16 protein-coding genes are annotated in these 15,653 nt (G+C 71.9%); 9 read left to right on the top strand and 7 right to left on the bottom strand.

Annotated elements, in window-relative coordinates; genetic code table 11:
• Positions 1-228: 228 nt before the first annotated feature.
• Together AC0693_RS02060 and AC0693_RS02055 are read right to left on the bottom strand one after the other, a co-directional pair.
• Positions 229-855, bottom strand: coding sequence for a class F sortase (locus AC0693_RS02060; RefSeq protein ID WP_478800753.1), 627 nt, complete (start codon positions 853-855; stop codon positions 229-231).
• 79 nt (positions 856-934) lie between these two features.
• On the bottom strand, positions 935-1,948 hold the full coding sequence (locus AC0693_RS02055; protein WP_478800752.1) for a hypothetical protein: 1,014 nt from the start codon (positions 1,946-1,948) through the stop codon (positions 935-937).
• A gap of 255 nt (positions 1,949-2,203) precedes the next feature.
• Here AC0693_RS02055 and deoC point away from each other — a divergent pair, with 255 nt between their 5' ends.
• The 3 genes from deoC to AC0693_RS02040 are packed head-to-tail and all read left to right on the top strand — an operon-like array spanning position 2,204 to position 5,535.
• Complete coding sequence (gene deoC, locus AC0693_RS02050; protein ID WP_356404417.1) at positions 2,204-3,166, top strand: deoxyribose-phosphate aldolase; 963 nt, start codon at positions 2,204-2,206, stop codon at positions 3,164-3,166.
• 7 nt (positions 3,167-3,173) lie between these two features.
• Positions 3,174-4,616, top strand: a complete 1,443-nt coding sequence (locus AC0693_RS02045; protein WP_356404183.1) for an aldehyde dehydrogenase family protein — start codon at positions 3,174-3,176, stop codon at positions 4,614-4,616.
• A complete protein-coding gene (locus AC0693_RS02040; protein ID WP_469319928.1) occupies positions 4,609-5,535 on the top strand; it encodes an aldehyde dehydrogenase family protein in 927 nt (308 codons plus the stop codon). Before AC0693_RS02045 ends, AC0693_RS02040 begins: the two co-directional genes overlap by 8 nt.
• Before the next feature lie 94 nt (positions 5,536-5,629).
• Here AC0693_RS02040 and AC0693_RS02035 read toward each other — a convergent pair whose 3' ends face one another.
• Complete coding sequence (locus tag AC0693_RS02035) at positions 5,630-5,980, bottom strand: hypothetical protein (RefSeq protein ID WP_356404187.1); 351 nt, start codon at positions 5,978-5,980, stop codon at positions 5,630-5,632.
• A gap of 65 nt (positions 5,981-6,045) precedes the next feature.
• On the opposite strand from AC0693_RS02035, the gene AC0693_RS02030 reads away from it, so the two are divergent.
• Positions 6,046-6,753, top strand: coding sequence for a uridine kinase family protein (locus tag AC0693_RS02030; protein WP_468463111.1), 708 nt, complete (start codon positions 6,046-6,048; stop codon positions 6,751-6,753).
• A 175-nt stretch (positions 6,754-6,928) separates the two neighbouring features.
• On the opposite strand, the gene AC0693_RS02025 is transcribed toward AC0693_RS02030, so the two are convergent.
• Positions 6,929-7,636, bottom strand: coding sequence for a SigE family RNA polymerase sigma factor (locus tag AC0693_RS02025; RefSeq protein ID WP_469338806.1), 708 nt, complete (start codon positions 7,634-7,636; stop codon positions 6,929-6,931).
• A 203-nt stretch (positions 7,637-7,839) separates the two neighbouring features.
• Here AC0693_RS02025 and afsQ1 point away from each other — a divergent pair, with 203 nt between their 5' ends.
• The 3 genes from afsQ1 to AC0693_RS02010 are packed head-to-tail and all read left to right on the top strand — an operon-like array spanning position 7,840 to position 10,687.
• Positions 7,840-8,517, top strand: coding sequence for a two-component system response regulator AfsQ1 (gene afsQ1, locus AC0693_RS02020; protein ID WP_283460500.1), 678 nt, complete (start codon positions 7,840-7,842; stop codon positions 8,515-8,517).
• The gene (locus tag AC0693_RS02015; RefSeq protein WP_478800751.1) at positions 8,415-10,028 is read left to right on the top strand and encodes a sensor histidine kinase; all 1,614 of its coding nucleotides are present in this window, start codon (positions 8,415-8,417) and stop codon (positions 10,026-10,028) included. The genes afsQ1 and AC0693_RS02015 overlap by 103 nt, the downstream gene beginning before the upstream one ends.
• Entirely contained in the window at positions 10,025-10,687 is a 663-nt protein-coding gene (locus tag AC0693_RS02010; protein ID WP_478800750.1) for a hypothetical protein, read from the top strand. The genes AC0693_RS02015 and AC0693_RS02010 overlap by 4 nt, the downstream gene beginning before the upstream one ends.
• A 65-nt stretch (positions 10,688-10,752) precedes the next feature.
• Here AC0693_RS02010 and AC0693_RS02005 read toward each other — a convergent pair whose 3' ends face one another.
• Positions 10,753-11,220 (bottom strand): NUDIX domain-containing protein, encoded by a 468-nt coding sequence (locus AC0693_RS02005; RefSeq protein ID WP_356404195.1) that lies wholly within the window; start codon positions 11,218-11,220, stop codon positions 10,753-10,755.
• On the bottom strand, positions 11,207-11,968 hold the full coding sequence (locus AC0693_RS02000) for an XRE family transcriptional regulator (protein ID WP_356404197.1): 762 nt from the start codon (positions 11,966-11,968) through the stop codon (positions 11,207-11,209). Before AC0693_RS02000 ends, AC0693_RS02005 begins: the two co-directional genes overlap by 14 nt.
• 488 nt (positions 11,969-12,456) lie before the next feature.
• Here AC0693_RS02000 and AC0693_RS01995 point away from each other — a divergent pair, with 488 nt between their 5' ends.
• Positions 12,457-12,693: a hypothetical protein gene (locus AC0693_RS01995; RefSeq protein ID WP_478743267.1), complete on the top strand. Its 237-nt coding sequence runs from the start codon at positions 12,457-12,459 to the stop codon at positions 12,691-12,693.
• A 9-nt stretch (positions 12,694-12,702) separates the two neighbouring features.
• Positions 12,703-13,890 (top strand): methyltransferase domain-containing protein, encoded by a 1,188-nt coding sequence (locus tag AC0693_RS01990; protein WP_478800749.1) that lies wholly within the window; start codon positions 12,703-12,705, stop codon positions 13,888-13,890.
• A 74-nt stretch (positions 13,891-13,964) separates the two neighbouring features.
• Here the strand turns inward: AC0693_RS01990 and AC0693_RS01985 are convergent, their stop codons facing one another.
• Entirely contained in the window at positions 13,965-15,620 is a 1,656-nt protein-coding gene (locus AC0693_RS01985) for a phospho-sugar mutase (protein WP_478800986.1), read from the bottom strand.
• Between the last annotated feature and the right edge of the window lie 33 nt (positions 15,621-15,653).

Below are 15,653 nucleotides of genomic sequence, written 5' to 3'. Positions count from 1 at the left end.
CCCCCATGCCTCCCCCCGGGGGCGGCCCGACAGTTCTTGGCTTTCCGGGACGGGGTGGCATGTCAAGAGTGGCCGCAGGCCATCGCGCAGCGACGCGACCGCAGGGAGCGCTCTTGACGGGACGCCCCGGCGCGGGAAGACAGTGGAACTGACGGGCAGCCCCCGGAACCACCCCGACCCCGAAGCGCGAAACCCAGCCCCCTCGCGGCGAAGCCGCTCCCCACCACCTCAACCCACCAGATCCGCGTACAAGATGATGTTGTCCGGGCGGTGGCCCGCGGTGAGTTCGCCGCCGCAGGTGATCAGGCGCAGCTCCGGGCGCGCGGTGTTCCCGTAGACCTTCGCGGTGGGGAAGGTCTTCTTGTCCACCTGCTCCAGTGCGCGCACCCGGAAGACCGCGGTGGTGCCGTCCGCGCGGTCAACCGTGATCTCGTCGCCGGTGTGGACCTTCGCGACGTCCTTGAGCACGGCCGGGCCCCGCGCGGTGTCGAAGTGGCCGATCAGCACGGCGGGACCGGTCTCGCCGGGGGTGACGCCCTTGGTGTACCAGCCGATCTTGTTCCCGTCGGCCACGGACGGCACCTCGACGGTGCCGTCGGCGGCCAGCCCGAGCTTCAGCACCGGGGAGGTGTCGACCCCGGCCGCCGGCACGCGGATCCGTACGGGCTCGGAGGCGGCCATCGGCGCGGCGGTCGCGGCGGCCGGCCCCGGGGCGGGGGGAGCGGTGGCCGCGGCCACGTGCGGGGGCTGGGTCACCGCCGGGGCGGCGGTCGGGGCGGCACCCGTACAGCCGGTGAGGACGGCCAGGGCGAGCGGCGCGAGCAGCGTGGCGGTGCGGCGGGCGGCACGGGACATCGGGGAACTCCAGGACGGGGACCGGCGGGCCACCACGAAGGTGGCCCGCCGAAGGAGGGTGTGGGGCGGGGAGGCCGCGTCAGCCCTGGCTGCGGCGGCGGCGCAGGGCGACCGTGCCGAGCGCGGCGAAGAGCGCGAGGAGACCGGCACCCGCCGCCAGGGTGGCGGTGTCGCCGGTGTCCGCGACCGTCGCGACCGGGATCTCGGCGCCCGCCGCGACCGCACCCTGCGGAACCACGGTGGTCTGGCCCTTGGTCTGGGGGGAGATGTTCGCGGGGGTGACGGGCTTCGGGGTCGCGGCCGGGGTGGTGGCCGGGGCGGGCTTCGGCGCGGCGTCGTCGTGGACCTCGTACGCGGCCTTGCAGCCCTTGGGGAGCGCGGGGAAGGAGCTCTTGAGGACGGGGGAGTCGCCGCCCTGGGTCTTCCACTCCAGGACCGGCGCGGCACCGCTCGGGTTCGCGATGTGGAGGTAGTACGCGCGGGTTCCGGTCGGGCTGGTGCGGGTCAGCGTGACCGACCACGGGTCCGCCTGCGGGTCGGTGACGTGCACGTAGGCCTTCGGGCCCTGGGGGGACATCGTCAGGTCGGCGAAGTGGTAGCCGCCGAGCTGGACCTGCTTGACCTCGGAGACGCACGGCTCGGTGGGCTCGGCCGGGACGGCCTTGCCCTTCGGCAGCGGGTAGGAGGCCGTGGTGCCGTTCTCCGTGACCGTGAGCACCGGGACGGCCTGGTCCGCGTGCGTCAGCTTCAGCTGGAGGACGTCCACCGTGGCGCGGAGGTGGGTGCGGTCCAGCTTCTCCACCACGCGGACCATGTAGGTGTCGCCCGGCTTCCAGCCCGCGCCGACGAAGCGGATCCAGGCCTCCGGACCCTCGGCCCCGTTGCGCAGCACCGCGACCAGGCCCTGGCCTATGTAGACCGGCTTGCCCTCGTAGCGGGAGTCGTCCGACGCCGTGCCCGCCGCCGACACCGCCGATGCCGCGACCTGCGGCGCGGTAGCGGCCGCGAACGCCGAGGTGGCGGCCGGTGCGAGCAGGGTCCCCGCGACGGCGGCGGTGACGAGGGAGGTGCGGAGGGCGAGGGCGGAACGCATAACGACTCCTGAAGCATGGTGAAGCGGATGGAGGAGAGTCGCATGCCTCGTTGAGTCTGTTCGGTGTGTCTTCCACCGGGTCAGGTGTGGCGGGCTGCTGAAGAGAAACCTACGGATCTTGTGCGTGTGGATCATCTGCTTCCTGTCACCAAGGTGTCACAGCGGACCCGTGTGCGACAGCGGTGGAGTTTCGGGCGATTTCAGCCCAGGGGGGTGACAGGCCGCTACGCGCGTAGATATGCTCATCTGGTGACCATGCCCACCACACTCCCCGCATTCGCTGACGTGACGACGTCCGACAGCGCGCTGCGCCGCTTCCTGCACGGGCTGCCCGGCGTAGACGCCGTCGGCCTGGAAGCGCGCGCCGCCGCCCTCGGCACCCGTTCGATCAAGACGACGGCCAAGGCGTTCGCCATCGACCTGGCCATCTCGATGATCGACCTGACCACGCTCGAGGGCGCGGACACCCCGGGCAAGGTCCGGGCGCTCTGCGCCAAGGGCGCGAACCCCGACCCGACCGACCGGACGACCCCGCGCACGGCGGCCATCTGCGTCTATCCCGACATGGCCGGCATCGCGCACGAGGCCCTGGCCGGGACCGGCATCAAGGTGGCCTCCGTGGCGACGGCGTTCCCCGCCGGCCGCGCCGCCCTGCCGGTCAAGCTCGCGGACACGCGTGACGCCGTGGCGGCGGGTGCGGACGAGATCGACATGGTCATCGACCGTGGCGCCTTCCTCGCGGGCCGCTACCTCGACACCTTCGAGCTGATCAAGGCCGTCAAGGAAGCGTGCGTGCGCCCCGACGGCACCGCCGCCCGCCTCAAGGTCATCTTCGAGACCGGCGAGCTGTCGACGTACGACAACATCCGCCGCGCCTCCTGGATCGGCATGATGGCCGGCGCCGACTTCATCAAGACCTCCACCGGCAAGGTGGGGGTGAACGCCACTCCCGCCAACACCCTGCTGATGCTGGAGGCCGTCCGCGACTTCCGCGCGCAGACGGGCGTGCAGATCGGCGTGAAGCCCGCGGGCGGCATCCGCACGACCAAGGACGCGCTCAAGTTCCTGGTCCTGGTCAACGAGACCGTGGGCGAGGACTGGCTGTCCAACGAGTGGTTCCGCTTCGGCGCCTCCAGCCTGCTGAACGACCTGCTCATGCAGCGCCAGAAGCTGAGCACCGGGCGATACTCCGGTCCCGACTACGTGACGGTGGACTGAGACCATCATGAACAAGCCTTCCCTTTTCGAGTACGCCCCGGCCCCCGAGTCCCGCTCGGTCGTCGACATCGCCCCGTCCTACGGGCTCTTCATCGACGGAGAGTTCACCGAGGCCGCCGACGGCAAGGTCTTCAAGACCGTCTCGCCGTCCTCCGAGGAAGTCCTCGCGGAGGTCGCCCAGGCGGGCGCCGCCGACGTCGACCGCGCCGTGAAGGCCGCCCGCAAGGCCTTCGAGAAGTGGTCCGCGCTGCCCGGTTCCGAGCGCGCCAAGTACCTCTTCCGGATCGCCCGGATCATCCAGGAGCGCAGCCGCGAGCTGGCCGTCCTGGAGACCCTGGACAACGGCAAGCCGATCAAGGAGACCCGCGACGCGGACCTCCCGCTGGTCGCGGCGCACTTCTTCTACTACGCGGGCTGGGCCGACAAGCTCGACCACGCGGGCTACGGCGCCAACCCGCGCCCCCTCGGCGTGGCCGGCCAGGTCATCCCCTGGAACTTCCCCCTCCTGATGCTGGCGTGGAAGATCGCCCCGGCGCTCGCCACCGGCAACACGGTGGTGCTGAAGCCGGCCGAGACCACCCCCCTCTCGGCGCTGTTCTTCGCAGACATCTGCCGCCAGGCGGGCCTGCCCAAGGGCGTCGTCAACATCCTCACCGGCTACGGCGACGCGGGCGCGGCCCTCGTCGAGCACCCGGACGTGAACAAGGTCGCCTTCACCGGCTCCACCGCCGTCGGCAAGGCCATCGCGCGCTCGGTCGCCGGTACGGACAAGAAGGTCACCCTGGAGCTGGGCGGCAAGGGCGCCAACATCGTCTTCGACGACGCCCCCATCGACCAGGCCGTCGAGGGCATCGTCACCGGCATCTTCTTCAACCAGGGCCAGGTCTGCTGCGCGGGCTCGCGCCTGCTGGTCCAGGAGTCGATCCACGACGAGCTGCTCGACTCGCTCAAGCGCCGCCTGTCCACGCTGCGCCTCGGCGACCCGCTGGACAAGAACACCGACATCGGCGCGATCAACTCCGCGGCCCAGCTGGCCCGGATCACCGCGCTCGCCGAGACCGGCGAGGCCGAGGGCGCCGAGCGCTGGTCCCCGGCGTGCGAGCTGCCGTCCGCCGGTTACTGGTTCGCCCCGACGCTCTTCACCAACGTCACCCAGGCGCACACCGTGGCCCGCGACGAGATCTTCGGACCGGTGCTGTCCGTGCTGTCGTTCCGTACCCCGGACGAGGCCGTCGCCAAGGCGAACAACAGCCAGTACGGCCTCTCCGCCGGCATCTGGACGGAGAAGGGCTCCCGCATCCTCGCGGTCGCCAACAAGCTCCGCGCGGGCGTCGTCTGGGCCAACACGTTCAACAAGTTCGACCCGACCTCGCCCTTCGGCGGCTACAAGGAGTCGGGCTTCGGGCGCGAAGGCGGCCGCCACGGCCTGGAGGGCTACCTCGATGTCTGACCAGCAGCGCAGTACCGACAAGGGCGGCTCCGCCGCCGGGCGTCTGAGCGTCTTCAAGACCTACAAGCTGTACGTCGGGGGGAAGTTCCCCCGCTCCGAGAGCGGCCGGGTGTACGAGGTGACCGACAGCAAGGGCACGTGGCTGGCCAACGCACCGCTGTCCTCCCGCAAGGACGCCCGCGACGCGGTCGTCGCCGCCCGCAAGGCCTTCGGCGGCTGGTCGGGCGCGACCGCGTACAACCGCGGCCAGATCCTCTACCGCGTCGCCGAGATGCTGGAGGGCCGCAGGGACCAGTTCGTCCGCGAGGTCGGCGAGGCCGAGGGGCTGTCCAAGTCCAAGGCGGCCGCCGTCGTGGACGCGGCCATCGACCGCTGGGTCTGGTACGCGGGCTGGACCGACAAGATCGCGCAGCTCGTGGGCGGGGCCAACCCGGTCGCGGGGCCGTTCTTCAACCTCTCGACGCCCGAGCCCACCGGTGTGGTCACGGTCGTGGCCCCGCAGGACTCGTCCTTCCTGGGCCTGGTCTCGGTGATCGCCCCGGTGATCGCCACGGGCAACACGGCCGTCGTCATCGCGAGCGAGACGTCCCCGCTCCCGGCCCTCTCGCTCGGGGAGGTGCTCGCCACCTCCGACCTGCCGGGCGGCGTGGTCAACATCCTGTCCGGCAAGGCCGCCGAGATGGGCCCGCACCTGGCCGCGCACCAGGACGTCAACGCGATCGACCTGGCCGGCGCGGACGAGGCGCTCGCCAAGGAGCTGGAGATCGCGGCGGCGGACAACCTCAAGCGCGTGCTGCGCCGGTCGTCCGCCGACGACTGGACCGCCGACCCGGGAACGAAGCGGATGACGGCGTTCCTGGAGACCAAGACGGTCTGGCACCCCACGGGCTCCCTGGGCGCCTCCGGGTCGGCGTACTAGCCGGACCCGCCCCCCTGACCGGCCCCGACAGCGACCCCCGTGCTGTCGGGGCCTTCCCGTACCCGCTCCCGGCGGCCCGCCCGCTTCCGCGCCCCTACTTCACCGCGCCCGGGAGCAGCGGCCCGAGCAGCGAGGAGGCCGCCGCGGCGGGGAGTTCGCCGACCTTGGCGCCCTTGGTCACGCTGTCGGTGACCATGGTCGTGCCGACCGCCGGGAAGTCGGCGACCTTCGTGCCGACGCCGTTGTTCAGCGGGTCCACGCCGGTGTTGGCCAGTGGGTTGACCTGGAGGTTCGCGATCGGGTTGGTGACCCCGGCCAGCGCGGCCGGTACGTCCAGCTCGCCCGCCTGGGCCCCGCCCGTGGCCAGGGTGAGGGCCGCACCGGCCATGGTCAGGGTGAGGCCTGCGGTGCGCAGGACCGACGAGGGGGCTGCGTGACGTGCCATGGAGTTCCACCTGTGGTTGCGTCTGCGGTCGTAGTCGTGTGCGCACGCAGCGTAGTTGAGGTGTGATCCTGGATACCAACCGGCCACCGGGAGGACCCCCTGCGCGGGTTAATGGTTCACACTGGTGTCCCGTGAGCTGTTCCTCTCCCTCCCCGACCCGAGTCGTCCTGCTGACCGGTCCGTCGGGCTCCGGAAAATCTTCGCTGGCCGCGCGCTCCGGGCTGCCCGTGCTGCGCCTCGACGACTTCTACAAAGAGGGCGACGACCCGAGCCTGCCGCTGGTGGAGGGCAGCTCCGACATCGACTGGGACTCCCCGCTGTCCTGGGACGCGGACGCGGCCGTCGAGGCCGTCGCCGCCCTGTGCGCGGGCGGCCGGACCGACGTGCCGGTCTACGACATCGCCACCAGCTCGCGGACCGGGTCCGAGACCCTGGACATCGCGCGCACCCCGCTGTTCATCGCGGAGGGCATCTTCGCGGCGGACATCGTGGCGCGGTGCCAGGAGCTGGGGCTGCTGGCCGACGCGATCTGCCTGCGCGGGCGCCCGGCGACCACCTTCCGGCGCCGCCTCGCGCGCGATCTGCGCGAGGGCCGCAAGTCGGTGCCGTTCCTGCTGCGCAGGGGCTGGCGGCTGATGCGGGCCGAGCGCGGGATCGTGGCGCGGCACACCGCGCTGGGCGCGCACGCCTGTGCCCGGGACGAGGCCCTGGGCCGGCTGGCGGCCGCCGCGGCCGGGCGCCACCGTACGACGCGCAGCGGCGCCCCGGCCTGATCCGGCCGCGCCGCATCCTCGGGGCGGGCACGCCCCGCACGCACGCAAAACGCACGCACGCAAAAACGAGCGGGATCAAGCGGACCCCCGGCCGCCTGATCCCGCTCGTTCCCCCTCCGTGGCCGCCGTCCCACCCCCGTAGGACGGTCCCCCCGGCCGTGTGGTCTCCGTGGCGTTACGCCACCAGCTCCTTGAAGGACTCCGCCTCGTCCGCGCCGAAGCTCAGGGCCTGGTCCTCGCGCAGGCGGCGCAGGGAGCGCCAGATGCTCGACTTGACCGTGCCGACGCTGATGTCCAGGATCTCGGCGATCTCCGGGTCCGTGCGGCCCTCGTAGTAGCGCAGCACCAGCATCGTGCGCTGCGGCTCCGGAAGGCGGGTCAGGGCCTGCCACAGGACCGCGCGCAGCTCGGTGCCGCGCATCGCGTCCGTGTCGGAGGCCGTCTCCGGCAGCTCCTCGGTCGGGTATTCGTTCAGCTTCCGCCGGCGCCAGGCGCTGATGTGCAGGTTCGTCATGGTGCGGCGCAGGTAGCCGCCGACGGCCGCCTTGTCGCTGATCCGGTCCCAGGCGCGGTAGGTGGAGAACAGCGCGCTCTGGAGCAGGTCCTCCGCCTCGTGGCGGTCACCGGTGAGGTGGAAGGCCGTCGCGTAGAGCGAGGCCCGGCGCTGCTGGACGTACGCCGTGAACTCGGCTTCCGCCGACGCGGACGGTGCGGTGACGGCCGCGGGAGCCGCGGCGGGGGCGGCGTACTGCTGTGCGTCGATGGCTGCCGTGTGTGCCGGCCGCTGCCGGGCGACGCTGACCTGACGGACACCCGCCCGTCGGTTCACATCGTGCAGCCGCGTGACAACCGCGCTGGTCGTGGTGCCGTACAGCGTGTTCATCTCGCGCCCCCCGTCGTGGAGTGTGTCTGCTTCGGTTCTCCGAAGGTTCTTCTTCCGTGCGTTGGTAGAAGACTGCCCCGGGCAGATAACCGGGGTGTCCTTCGACTGTCACAGGCCTGTCACAGGCGCCTGTGGACGGGCCGCGGCGGGAGTTCGCCGCACGACGGTCGTACGCCCGACGGCCGATGGGACAGAATGAGCCCGTGCCTTTCCTGTTGCTGATCGAGGACGACGACGCCATCCGCACGGCCCTCGAACTCTCCCTGTCACGCCAGGGCCACCGTGTGGCCACCGCGGCGACGGGTGAGGACGGCCTGAAACTGCTGCGCGAGCAGCGGCCGGACCTGATCGTGCTGGACGTGATGCTGCCCGGGATCGACGGTTTCGAGGTGTGCCGCCGGATCCGGCGCACCGACCAGCTGCCGATCATTCTGCTGACCGCGCGCAACGACGACATCGATGTCGTCGTCGGCCTGGAGTCGGGGGCCGACGACTACGTCGTCAAACCCGTCCAGGGCCGGGTGCTCGACGCCCGGATCCGGGCCGTGCTGCGCCGCGGCGAGCGCGAGGCGACCGATTCGGCGGTCTTCGGGTCGCTGGTCATCGACCGCGCCGCGATGACGGTGACCAAGAACGGCGAGGACCTCCAGCTCACGCCGACCGAGCTGCGGCTGCTCCTGGAGCTGAGCCGGCGACCGGGCCAGGCCCTCTCGCGCCAGCAGTTGCTGCGGCTGGTCTGGGAGCACGACTACCTCGGCGACTCCCGGCTGGTCGACGCGTGCGTCCAGCGGCTGCGCGCCAAGGTGGAGGAGATCCCTTCCTCGCCGACGCTCATCCGTACCGTGCGCGGCGTCGGCTACCGCCTGGACTCTCCGCAGTGATCCGTACGGCACTGGGCCCGCTGCTCTCGGGCCGCCGTTGGACGAGCCTGCGGCTGCGGCTGCTCCTGGTCTTCGCGCTCGTCGCGCTGACGGCCGCGGTCTCGGCGTCGGGCATCGCGTACTGGCTCAACCGCGAGGCGGTCCTCACCCGCACCCAGGACGCGGCGCTGGGCGACTTCCGGCAGGAGATGCAGAACCGGGCGGCGGCGCTGCCGGCCGACCCCTCGCAGGAGGAACTCCAGCGCACCGCCGAGCTGATGGCGGGCAGCAGCCCCGGCTACAGCGTGCTGCTGGTGCGCGAGGGCAAGGACGGGCGCAAGGTGTTCGGCACCGCGGGCCCCGAGTCCTTCGGGCTGGACGACGTACCGAAGTCCCTCCAGCAGGCGGTCGGCGACCGGCAGAAGACCACCTCGGCCAACAACGCCGAGTACCACATGTACTGGCAGCGCACGAAGCCGCGCGGCAACCCCTACCTGGTCGGCGGGACGCGGATCGTGGGCGGCGGGCCGACGGGGTACATGTACAAGTCGCTCGCCCAGGAGCGGGACGACCTGAACGCGCTGGCCTGGTCGCTGTGCATCGCGACCGGGCTCGCCCTGCTGGGCTCGGCGCTGCTCGCGCAGGCGGCGGCGCGCACCGTGCTCAAGCCCGTGCAGCGGCTCGGGGACGCGGCGCGCAAGCTCGGCGAGGGGGAGCTGGACACCCGGCTGGAGGTGTCAGGGACCGACGAACTGGCCGATCTGGCGCACACCTTCAACAAGACCGCCGAGGCACTGGAGAAGAAGGTCGCCGACATGAGCGCGCGGGAGGAGTCGAGCCGGCGGTTCGTCGCCGACATGTCCCACGAACTGCGCACGCCCCTGACGGCGCTGACGGCCGTGGCCGAGGTGCTCGAAGAGGAGACCGACACCCTCGATCCGATGATCGCACCGGCGGTCGCGCTGGTCGTGAGCGAGACGCGGCGGCTCAACGACCTGGTCGAGAACCTGATGGAGGTCACCCGCTTCGACGCCGGAACGGCCCGGCTGGTGCTGGACGACGTCGACGTCGCCGACCAGGTCACGGCCTGCATCGACGCGCGCGCCTGGCTGGACGCGGTGGAACTGGACGCGGACCGCGGCATCGTGGCGCGCCTCGACCCGCGCCGCCTCGACGTGATCCTCGCGAACCTGATCGGCAACGCCCTCAAGCACGGCGGCTCGCCGGTCCGGGTCTCGGTGCGCGTCAGCGACCCGTCCGAAGACCGCGAGGAGGGCGTGTCGTGGCTGGTCATCGAGGTCAAGGACAACGGGCCGGGGATCCCCGAGGAAGTGCTGCCGCACGTCTTCGACCGGTTCTACAAGGCGAGCGCCTCGCGGCCGCGTTCGGACGGCAGCGGACTGGGCCTGTCCATCGCGGTGGAGAACGCCCACATCCAGGGCGGTGAGATCACCGCCGCCAACGGCGAGGGCGGCGGCGCGGTGTTCACGCTGCGGCTGCCGGTGGACCTGGGAGGAGGTGTGGGCGGATGAGGAGCACGAAGCGGATGACGCGGCTGCGGGACGGTCTGCTCCTCGGCGCGGCCGTCGCGGGGCTGGTGGCCGGCACGGCCGGCTGCGGGATCCGGGCCACGACGGTCCCGGTCGACGTCGGGGCGGCGCCCTCGCGGGTGTCCTGCGACACGCCGGCCGCCGGGTCGGTCACCGAGGGCCAGTCCTTCCGGGCCAGCGTGCAGCTGGTGTGCGGATCGCAGCTGGTGGGCGTGGACCGGCTGGTGCCGCTGCCGGAGAAGCGCACGGCGCGCGACCCGGCGGCCCTGGTCGCGCAGGCCCTGCTGGAGACGCTGGAACGGGCGCCGTCCGCGCAGGAGGCCGACGCCGGGTTCAGCACCGGAGTGCCCCAGGGCCTCTCGGCGGCCGCGCCGCGCCCGGGCGACCCCAAGGGCGCGCTGCGCCTGAGCCGCAAGCCGGAGGACCTGCCGCCGATCGCCCTGTCGCAGATCGTGTGCACCCTGGTGGGCACCGAAGCGGTGGGCCTGTCCTCGGGCCCGGTGGTCCTGGGCGGCCCGGACGCGGACCCGCCGCGCGCGTGGGAGTGCACGGACGCCGTCCGCGCCCGCCCGGAATCCGTCCCGACCCTGGGCGACGTGGTCCGCCAGTCCCCTTCCCCCACCCCGACCGCCTCTTCCTGACGCCCCGCTCGCGCGCCTCGGCGCGGGGGCGCCGCCCCGGCCGCGCGGAGCCGAGGCGCCCGTCCTCAGCGGACGACGGGCCCCCGACCGGCCCTCCAGTCGGTGATGCGTTTGCGGATGCTGGGCACCATGGGGAGGGCGTCGGTGGCGTCCGGCGCGAACCACGCCACCTCGAACGACTCGTCGGACGTCCGGAGCGTGCCCCCGGTGGGGCGGGCGAGCAGGCAGATCGAGAACTCCTGTCGGACCTCGCCGTCGTCGTACGCGAAGACGTGGCCGGGGTCGGTGTACGTCCCGACGATGCCGGTGATCTCGACCGTCATGCCCGTCTCTTCGAGCGTCTCCCGGACCGCGCAGTCCGCGAGGGACTCCCCGAGCTCCATCGTGCCGCCGGGCAGGGCCCACATGCCGTTGTCCGTACGGCGCTGCAAGAGCACCCGCCCCTGGCCGTCGACCACGACCGCCGACGCGGCGGGCACCAGACTGTTCGCGCGGGGCGCGTCGGGATCGTCCTCGTAGTCACGCCTGCCCATCTCGCGTTCCCTCCCTGATGTCACGCCCTCTGCTCCACAGCTCTTCGACGTGAGCGGCGAACCGGTCGAACATCCCGTCCGCCTGCCGACGTCGTAGGTGCATCATCGGCGAATCGTGACCGACTCTGCGGGCCAGGATCGGCGTGACGATCATCTCGCTGTCGAACCGGAAGACGGACAGGTTGACGTGGCCGGTCTCGAACCGGCCCTCGATGTTGCTGACATCGCGCAGCTGCTCCAGCTCGTTCAGCGTCACGGCGATACGGGTGGACAACGTGAGCGGTACGCCTTCCTCGGCTTCCCGTGCCGCGGTGACGGGGCTGTCCGGGTCACCGATCAGGAACCTGACCCTGCATCCGTCCTGGGCCTTTCGGCGCAAGGCGCCCGCGAGGTTGGCTTGTTCCAGCCACAGGAAGTAGTTGGTGTACCCGGCGAAGACGAGATCTCGTCGGGCCTTTGTCACCAGGGATCGCCAGAGACTCGCCGGTGCGGATGAGCGATATGGGTAGACCTGGACGATCTCTCTGTCCGGGCCGGTGGTGAGTGCCGATCGGATGGCGTTGGGCCACAAGGCAGTTTCCTCCTCGCCTAAGGCTTCACAGGCTGCCCATCGGTGGCGGGCATGAGGGATGCGGCTCGACTCGGTGATCCAACGGCCAATCGTCTTCGCGTCGACGCCGCAAGCGTCTGCGAGCTGCTTCTCGGTCATCTTGGCATTTGCCATCGCACGGCGCAGTGCGTGATTCACAGTTCGCCTCCGTGGGCCGTTGCGGACGGAACGAACGGTAAGGGCGAGACGTCCCAAACGTCCTGCAAACGCGGTAGCAACGCTCTGACGTGCGATGGAGCATCGGTGCATGCCCGGCTCATTTCGCCCATCGGTGTCGTAGGACCGGGACTCGACATCACATCCGTGGACAGGGAGAGCTGTGGTGCGAACTCAGACAGTCGCGGGCCGACGCATGAGTGGCCCGCGTGCGTGGATCGGCGATCTCGTCGAGGACGAAGACGGTCAGCCGGCCGTCGTCCAGACGCGCGCCGATCGCCTGCGTCTCCACCGTCCGGTGGCCGCTGCGTCGGGAACGCGGCTGTGATCCGGGGCTCGGGTGACCGCGAACCACGCGTGCTGATGACCGTGCGGGTGTCCAGGGATTCGGGTCGGACCTGGGGGCGCGTGGTCGAGGTGCGCGAGGGGGACTCGGTGGTGGTCCTGTCGGACCCGGGCCGGTACCCGCCGTGCGAGTGCCCGCGGTGTGCGGGGCGGCGCTCGGTGTCGGCCAGGTCGCTGCGGCCCGCCTCGTGAACGTCCTGAAGGATCAGAACAAGTCGGAGGAGACTGCGATGGGTTGGGGAACAGGAAAGGGCGGCGGCGGTGGCGACGGCAAGCACGCGGGGAAGAAGGACCCCGGCACGGCCAAGCCGTCGTCGGACACCGCGCAGCCGAAGCAGGAACCGAAGCACAAGGGAAAGTAGGCCGCGGGTATGCCATTGATCGGAGCGACCGAGCGGGCCGCCATGCGCGGCCTGCTCGGCTCGGTGAACGAGAGTCTCGGGGCCCCGCTGGCCCCTGCTTGGGAAGCCGCGTTCTGGGCCGTGCCCCGGCATGCCTTCCTGCCCGAGACGGTCTGGCTCGACGGTGACTTGGCGGAGTGCTCGCGGGGGACGGCGCCGGAGGTCTGGCTGCGCCATGCGTACGCGGACAGGCCCGTGGTCACGCAGGTCAACGACGGGCAGCCCGCGGAACCGGAGGACCGCTTCGCTTCCTGTTCCGCCTCGGCCCCCTCCATCGTCTTCCGCATGCTCGACATGCTGGACGTGACCCCAGAGCAGAGCGTCCTGGAGATCGGCACCGGGACGGGGTGGAACGCGGGCCTGCTCGCACACCGCCTCGCGCCGGAGCGCGTCACCACGATCGAGGTGGATCCGGAGCTGGCCGCTCAGGCTGCCGTGCGCCTCGGGAACCTGGGCCTGGAACCGCGGGTGATCTGTGGTGACGGTGCCTTCGGGTACGAGGAGGGCGGCCGGTACGACCGGGTGATCGCCACGTGCTCGGTGCGATCGATCCCGTCGGCATGGAGAGAACAGACCAGGCCGGGCGGCGTGATCCTGGCGCCGTGGGAGTCACCGTGGTTCTGCTACGGGCTCGTGCGGTTGACCGTGGACGGCTACGGCGGCGCCTCGGGCTCCTTCTCTCCGCACTCGGCCTTCATGCTGATGCGCGGTCAGCGCACGGACCTGAGGATCTACCGGGACGTGCTGCGCGACGAGCACGTCCCGGCGGAGTCGTCCACGCGACTGTCCCCGTGGGCGGTGTCCGGGGACGACTGGGCGGCGCAGTTCGCGGTCGGTCTCCAGCTCGGCGACCTCTGGCGGACCTGGCACGACGACCCCGACGTCGAGGGCGTTGCCTCACGACTGTGGCTGGCCACGACTGATGCGACGTCCTGGGCGGCGGTGGACTGGGACGGGAAGAACCCGGAGAACTCGAACCGCTTCACCGTGTGGGAACACGGCCCCCGGCGCTTGTGGAAGTCGGTGGAGGCCGCCTACGGCTGGTGGAGCGGTGCGGGCCGACCCGGACCGGAGCGGTTCGGGCTGACGGTCACTCCCGAGGGCCGTCACGTGCCGTGGCTCGACAGCCCGGACAACCCGGTTCCTCGCCCGGCCTGACGCCCGTACGGCCCCCGTACGCCGACGGCCCCCTCGGGGAGCCGAGGAGGCCGTCAGGTGTCCGCGTCGAAGGGCTAAATGCCCGCCGCCTCGGCCAGGTCCTTCTTGATCGCGTCCAGGACCTCCTGGCCGCGGGTGCGGGCCGGGGTGAGGTCGGCGGGGTCCGCCACCGGGACGACGACCTCCAGGTAGCACTTGAGCTTGGGCTCCGTGCCGGAAGGGCGGACGATGACCCGGGCCTTGTAGGCGCCGTCCAGGTAGTAGCGCAGGCCGTCCGTGGGCGGCAGCGACGCCGTGCCCTCGTTCAGGTCCTCCGCCGAGACGACCGGCAGGCCCGCCAGCGAGACCGGCGGGCGGGCGCGCAGCGCCGCCATCGCCGAGGCGATGACGGAGAGGTCCTCGACGCGGACCGACAGCTGGTCGGTGGCGTGCAGGCCGTGGGCCAGCGCCAGGTCGTCCAGCAGGTCCGTGAGGGTGCGGCCCTCCTCCTTGAGGACGGACGCCAGCTCGGCGACCAGCAGGGCGGCGCTCACGCCGTCCTTGTCGCGGACGCCCTCGGGGTCCACGCAGTAGCCGAGCGCCTCCTCGTAGCCGTAGCGCAGGCCCTCGACGCGGGAGATCCACTTGAAGCCGGTCAGGGTCTCCTCGTAGCCGACGCCGGCCGCTTCCGCGATCCGGCCCAGCAGGCTGGAGGAGACGATCGACTCCGCGAAGACGCCCCGCGCGCCCTTGGCCACCAGGTGCGCCGCCAGCAGCGCGCCGACCTCGTCGCCGCGCAGCATCCGCCAGCCCGACGCCGAGGCGGCGTCCGGGACGGCGACGGCGCAGCGGTCCGCGTCCGGGTCGTTCGCGATCACGATGTCCGGGTTCACCCGGGCGGCCGTCGCGAAGGACAGGTCCATCGCCCCCGGCTCCTCCGGGTTGGGGAAGGCCACCGTCGGGAAGGCCGGGTCCGGCTCGGCCTGCTCGGCGACGAGCACCGGCGCCGGGAAGCCGTGCCGGGCGAAGGCCGCCGTCACGACGTCCTTGCCGACGCCGTGCATGGCCGTGTAGACGGTCCGCACGGTCCGCGGGGACCCGGGGGTCAGGACCGCGTCCGTACGCGCCAGGTAGGCCTCCAGGACCTCGTCACCGAGCTCCTCCCAGCCGCTCTCCGGGCGCGGTACGTCGGCCAGCGCGCCGATCGCGCCGATCCGCGCCGCGATCTCCGCGTCCGCCGGGGACACGATCTGGGAGCCGTCGCCGAGGTAGACCTTGTAGCCGTTGTCCCGGGGAGGGTTGTGGCTCGCGGTCACCTCGACGCCGGCGACGGCGCCCAGGTGCCGTATGGCGAAGGCGAGGACGGGCGTCGGCAGCGGGCGGGGCAGGACGGCCGCGCGCAGACCGGCGCCGGTCATCACGGCCGCGGTGTCCCGGGCGAAGTCCGCCGACTTGTAGCGCGCGTCGTAGCCGACGACCACCAGGCCGCCCGCGTGCCCCTGGGCCAACAGGTAGGCCGCGAGGCCCGCCGCGGCGCGGATGACCACGTTGCGGTTCATCCGCATCGGGCCCGCGCCCAGCTCGCCGCGGAGCCCGGCGGTGCCGAACTGGAGGAGGCCGGAGAACCGGTCCGCCAGCTCGTCCAGGTCCCGCTTCTCGATGAGCCGGGCCAGCTCCCCGGCGGTCTCCGGGTCGGGGTCCTCCGCCAGCCAGGCCTGCGCCCGGGCGATCAGGTCGTCCTGTTCCTGCACTGCTTGCGCCTGCACTGCTTCCGCCTTACCTCT

The organism is Streptomyces sp. NPDC043876 (assembly GCF_056435825.1).
The sequence above is the reverse complement of the archived record's forward strand: the minus strand, read 5'-3'. Positions and strand labels throughout refer to the sequence as shown.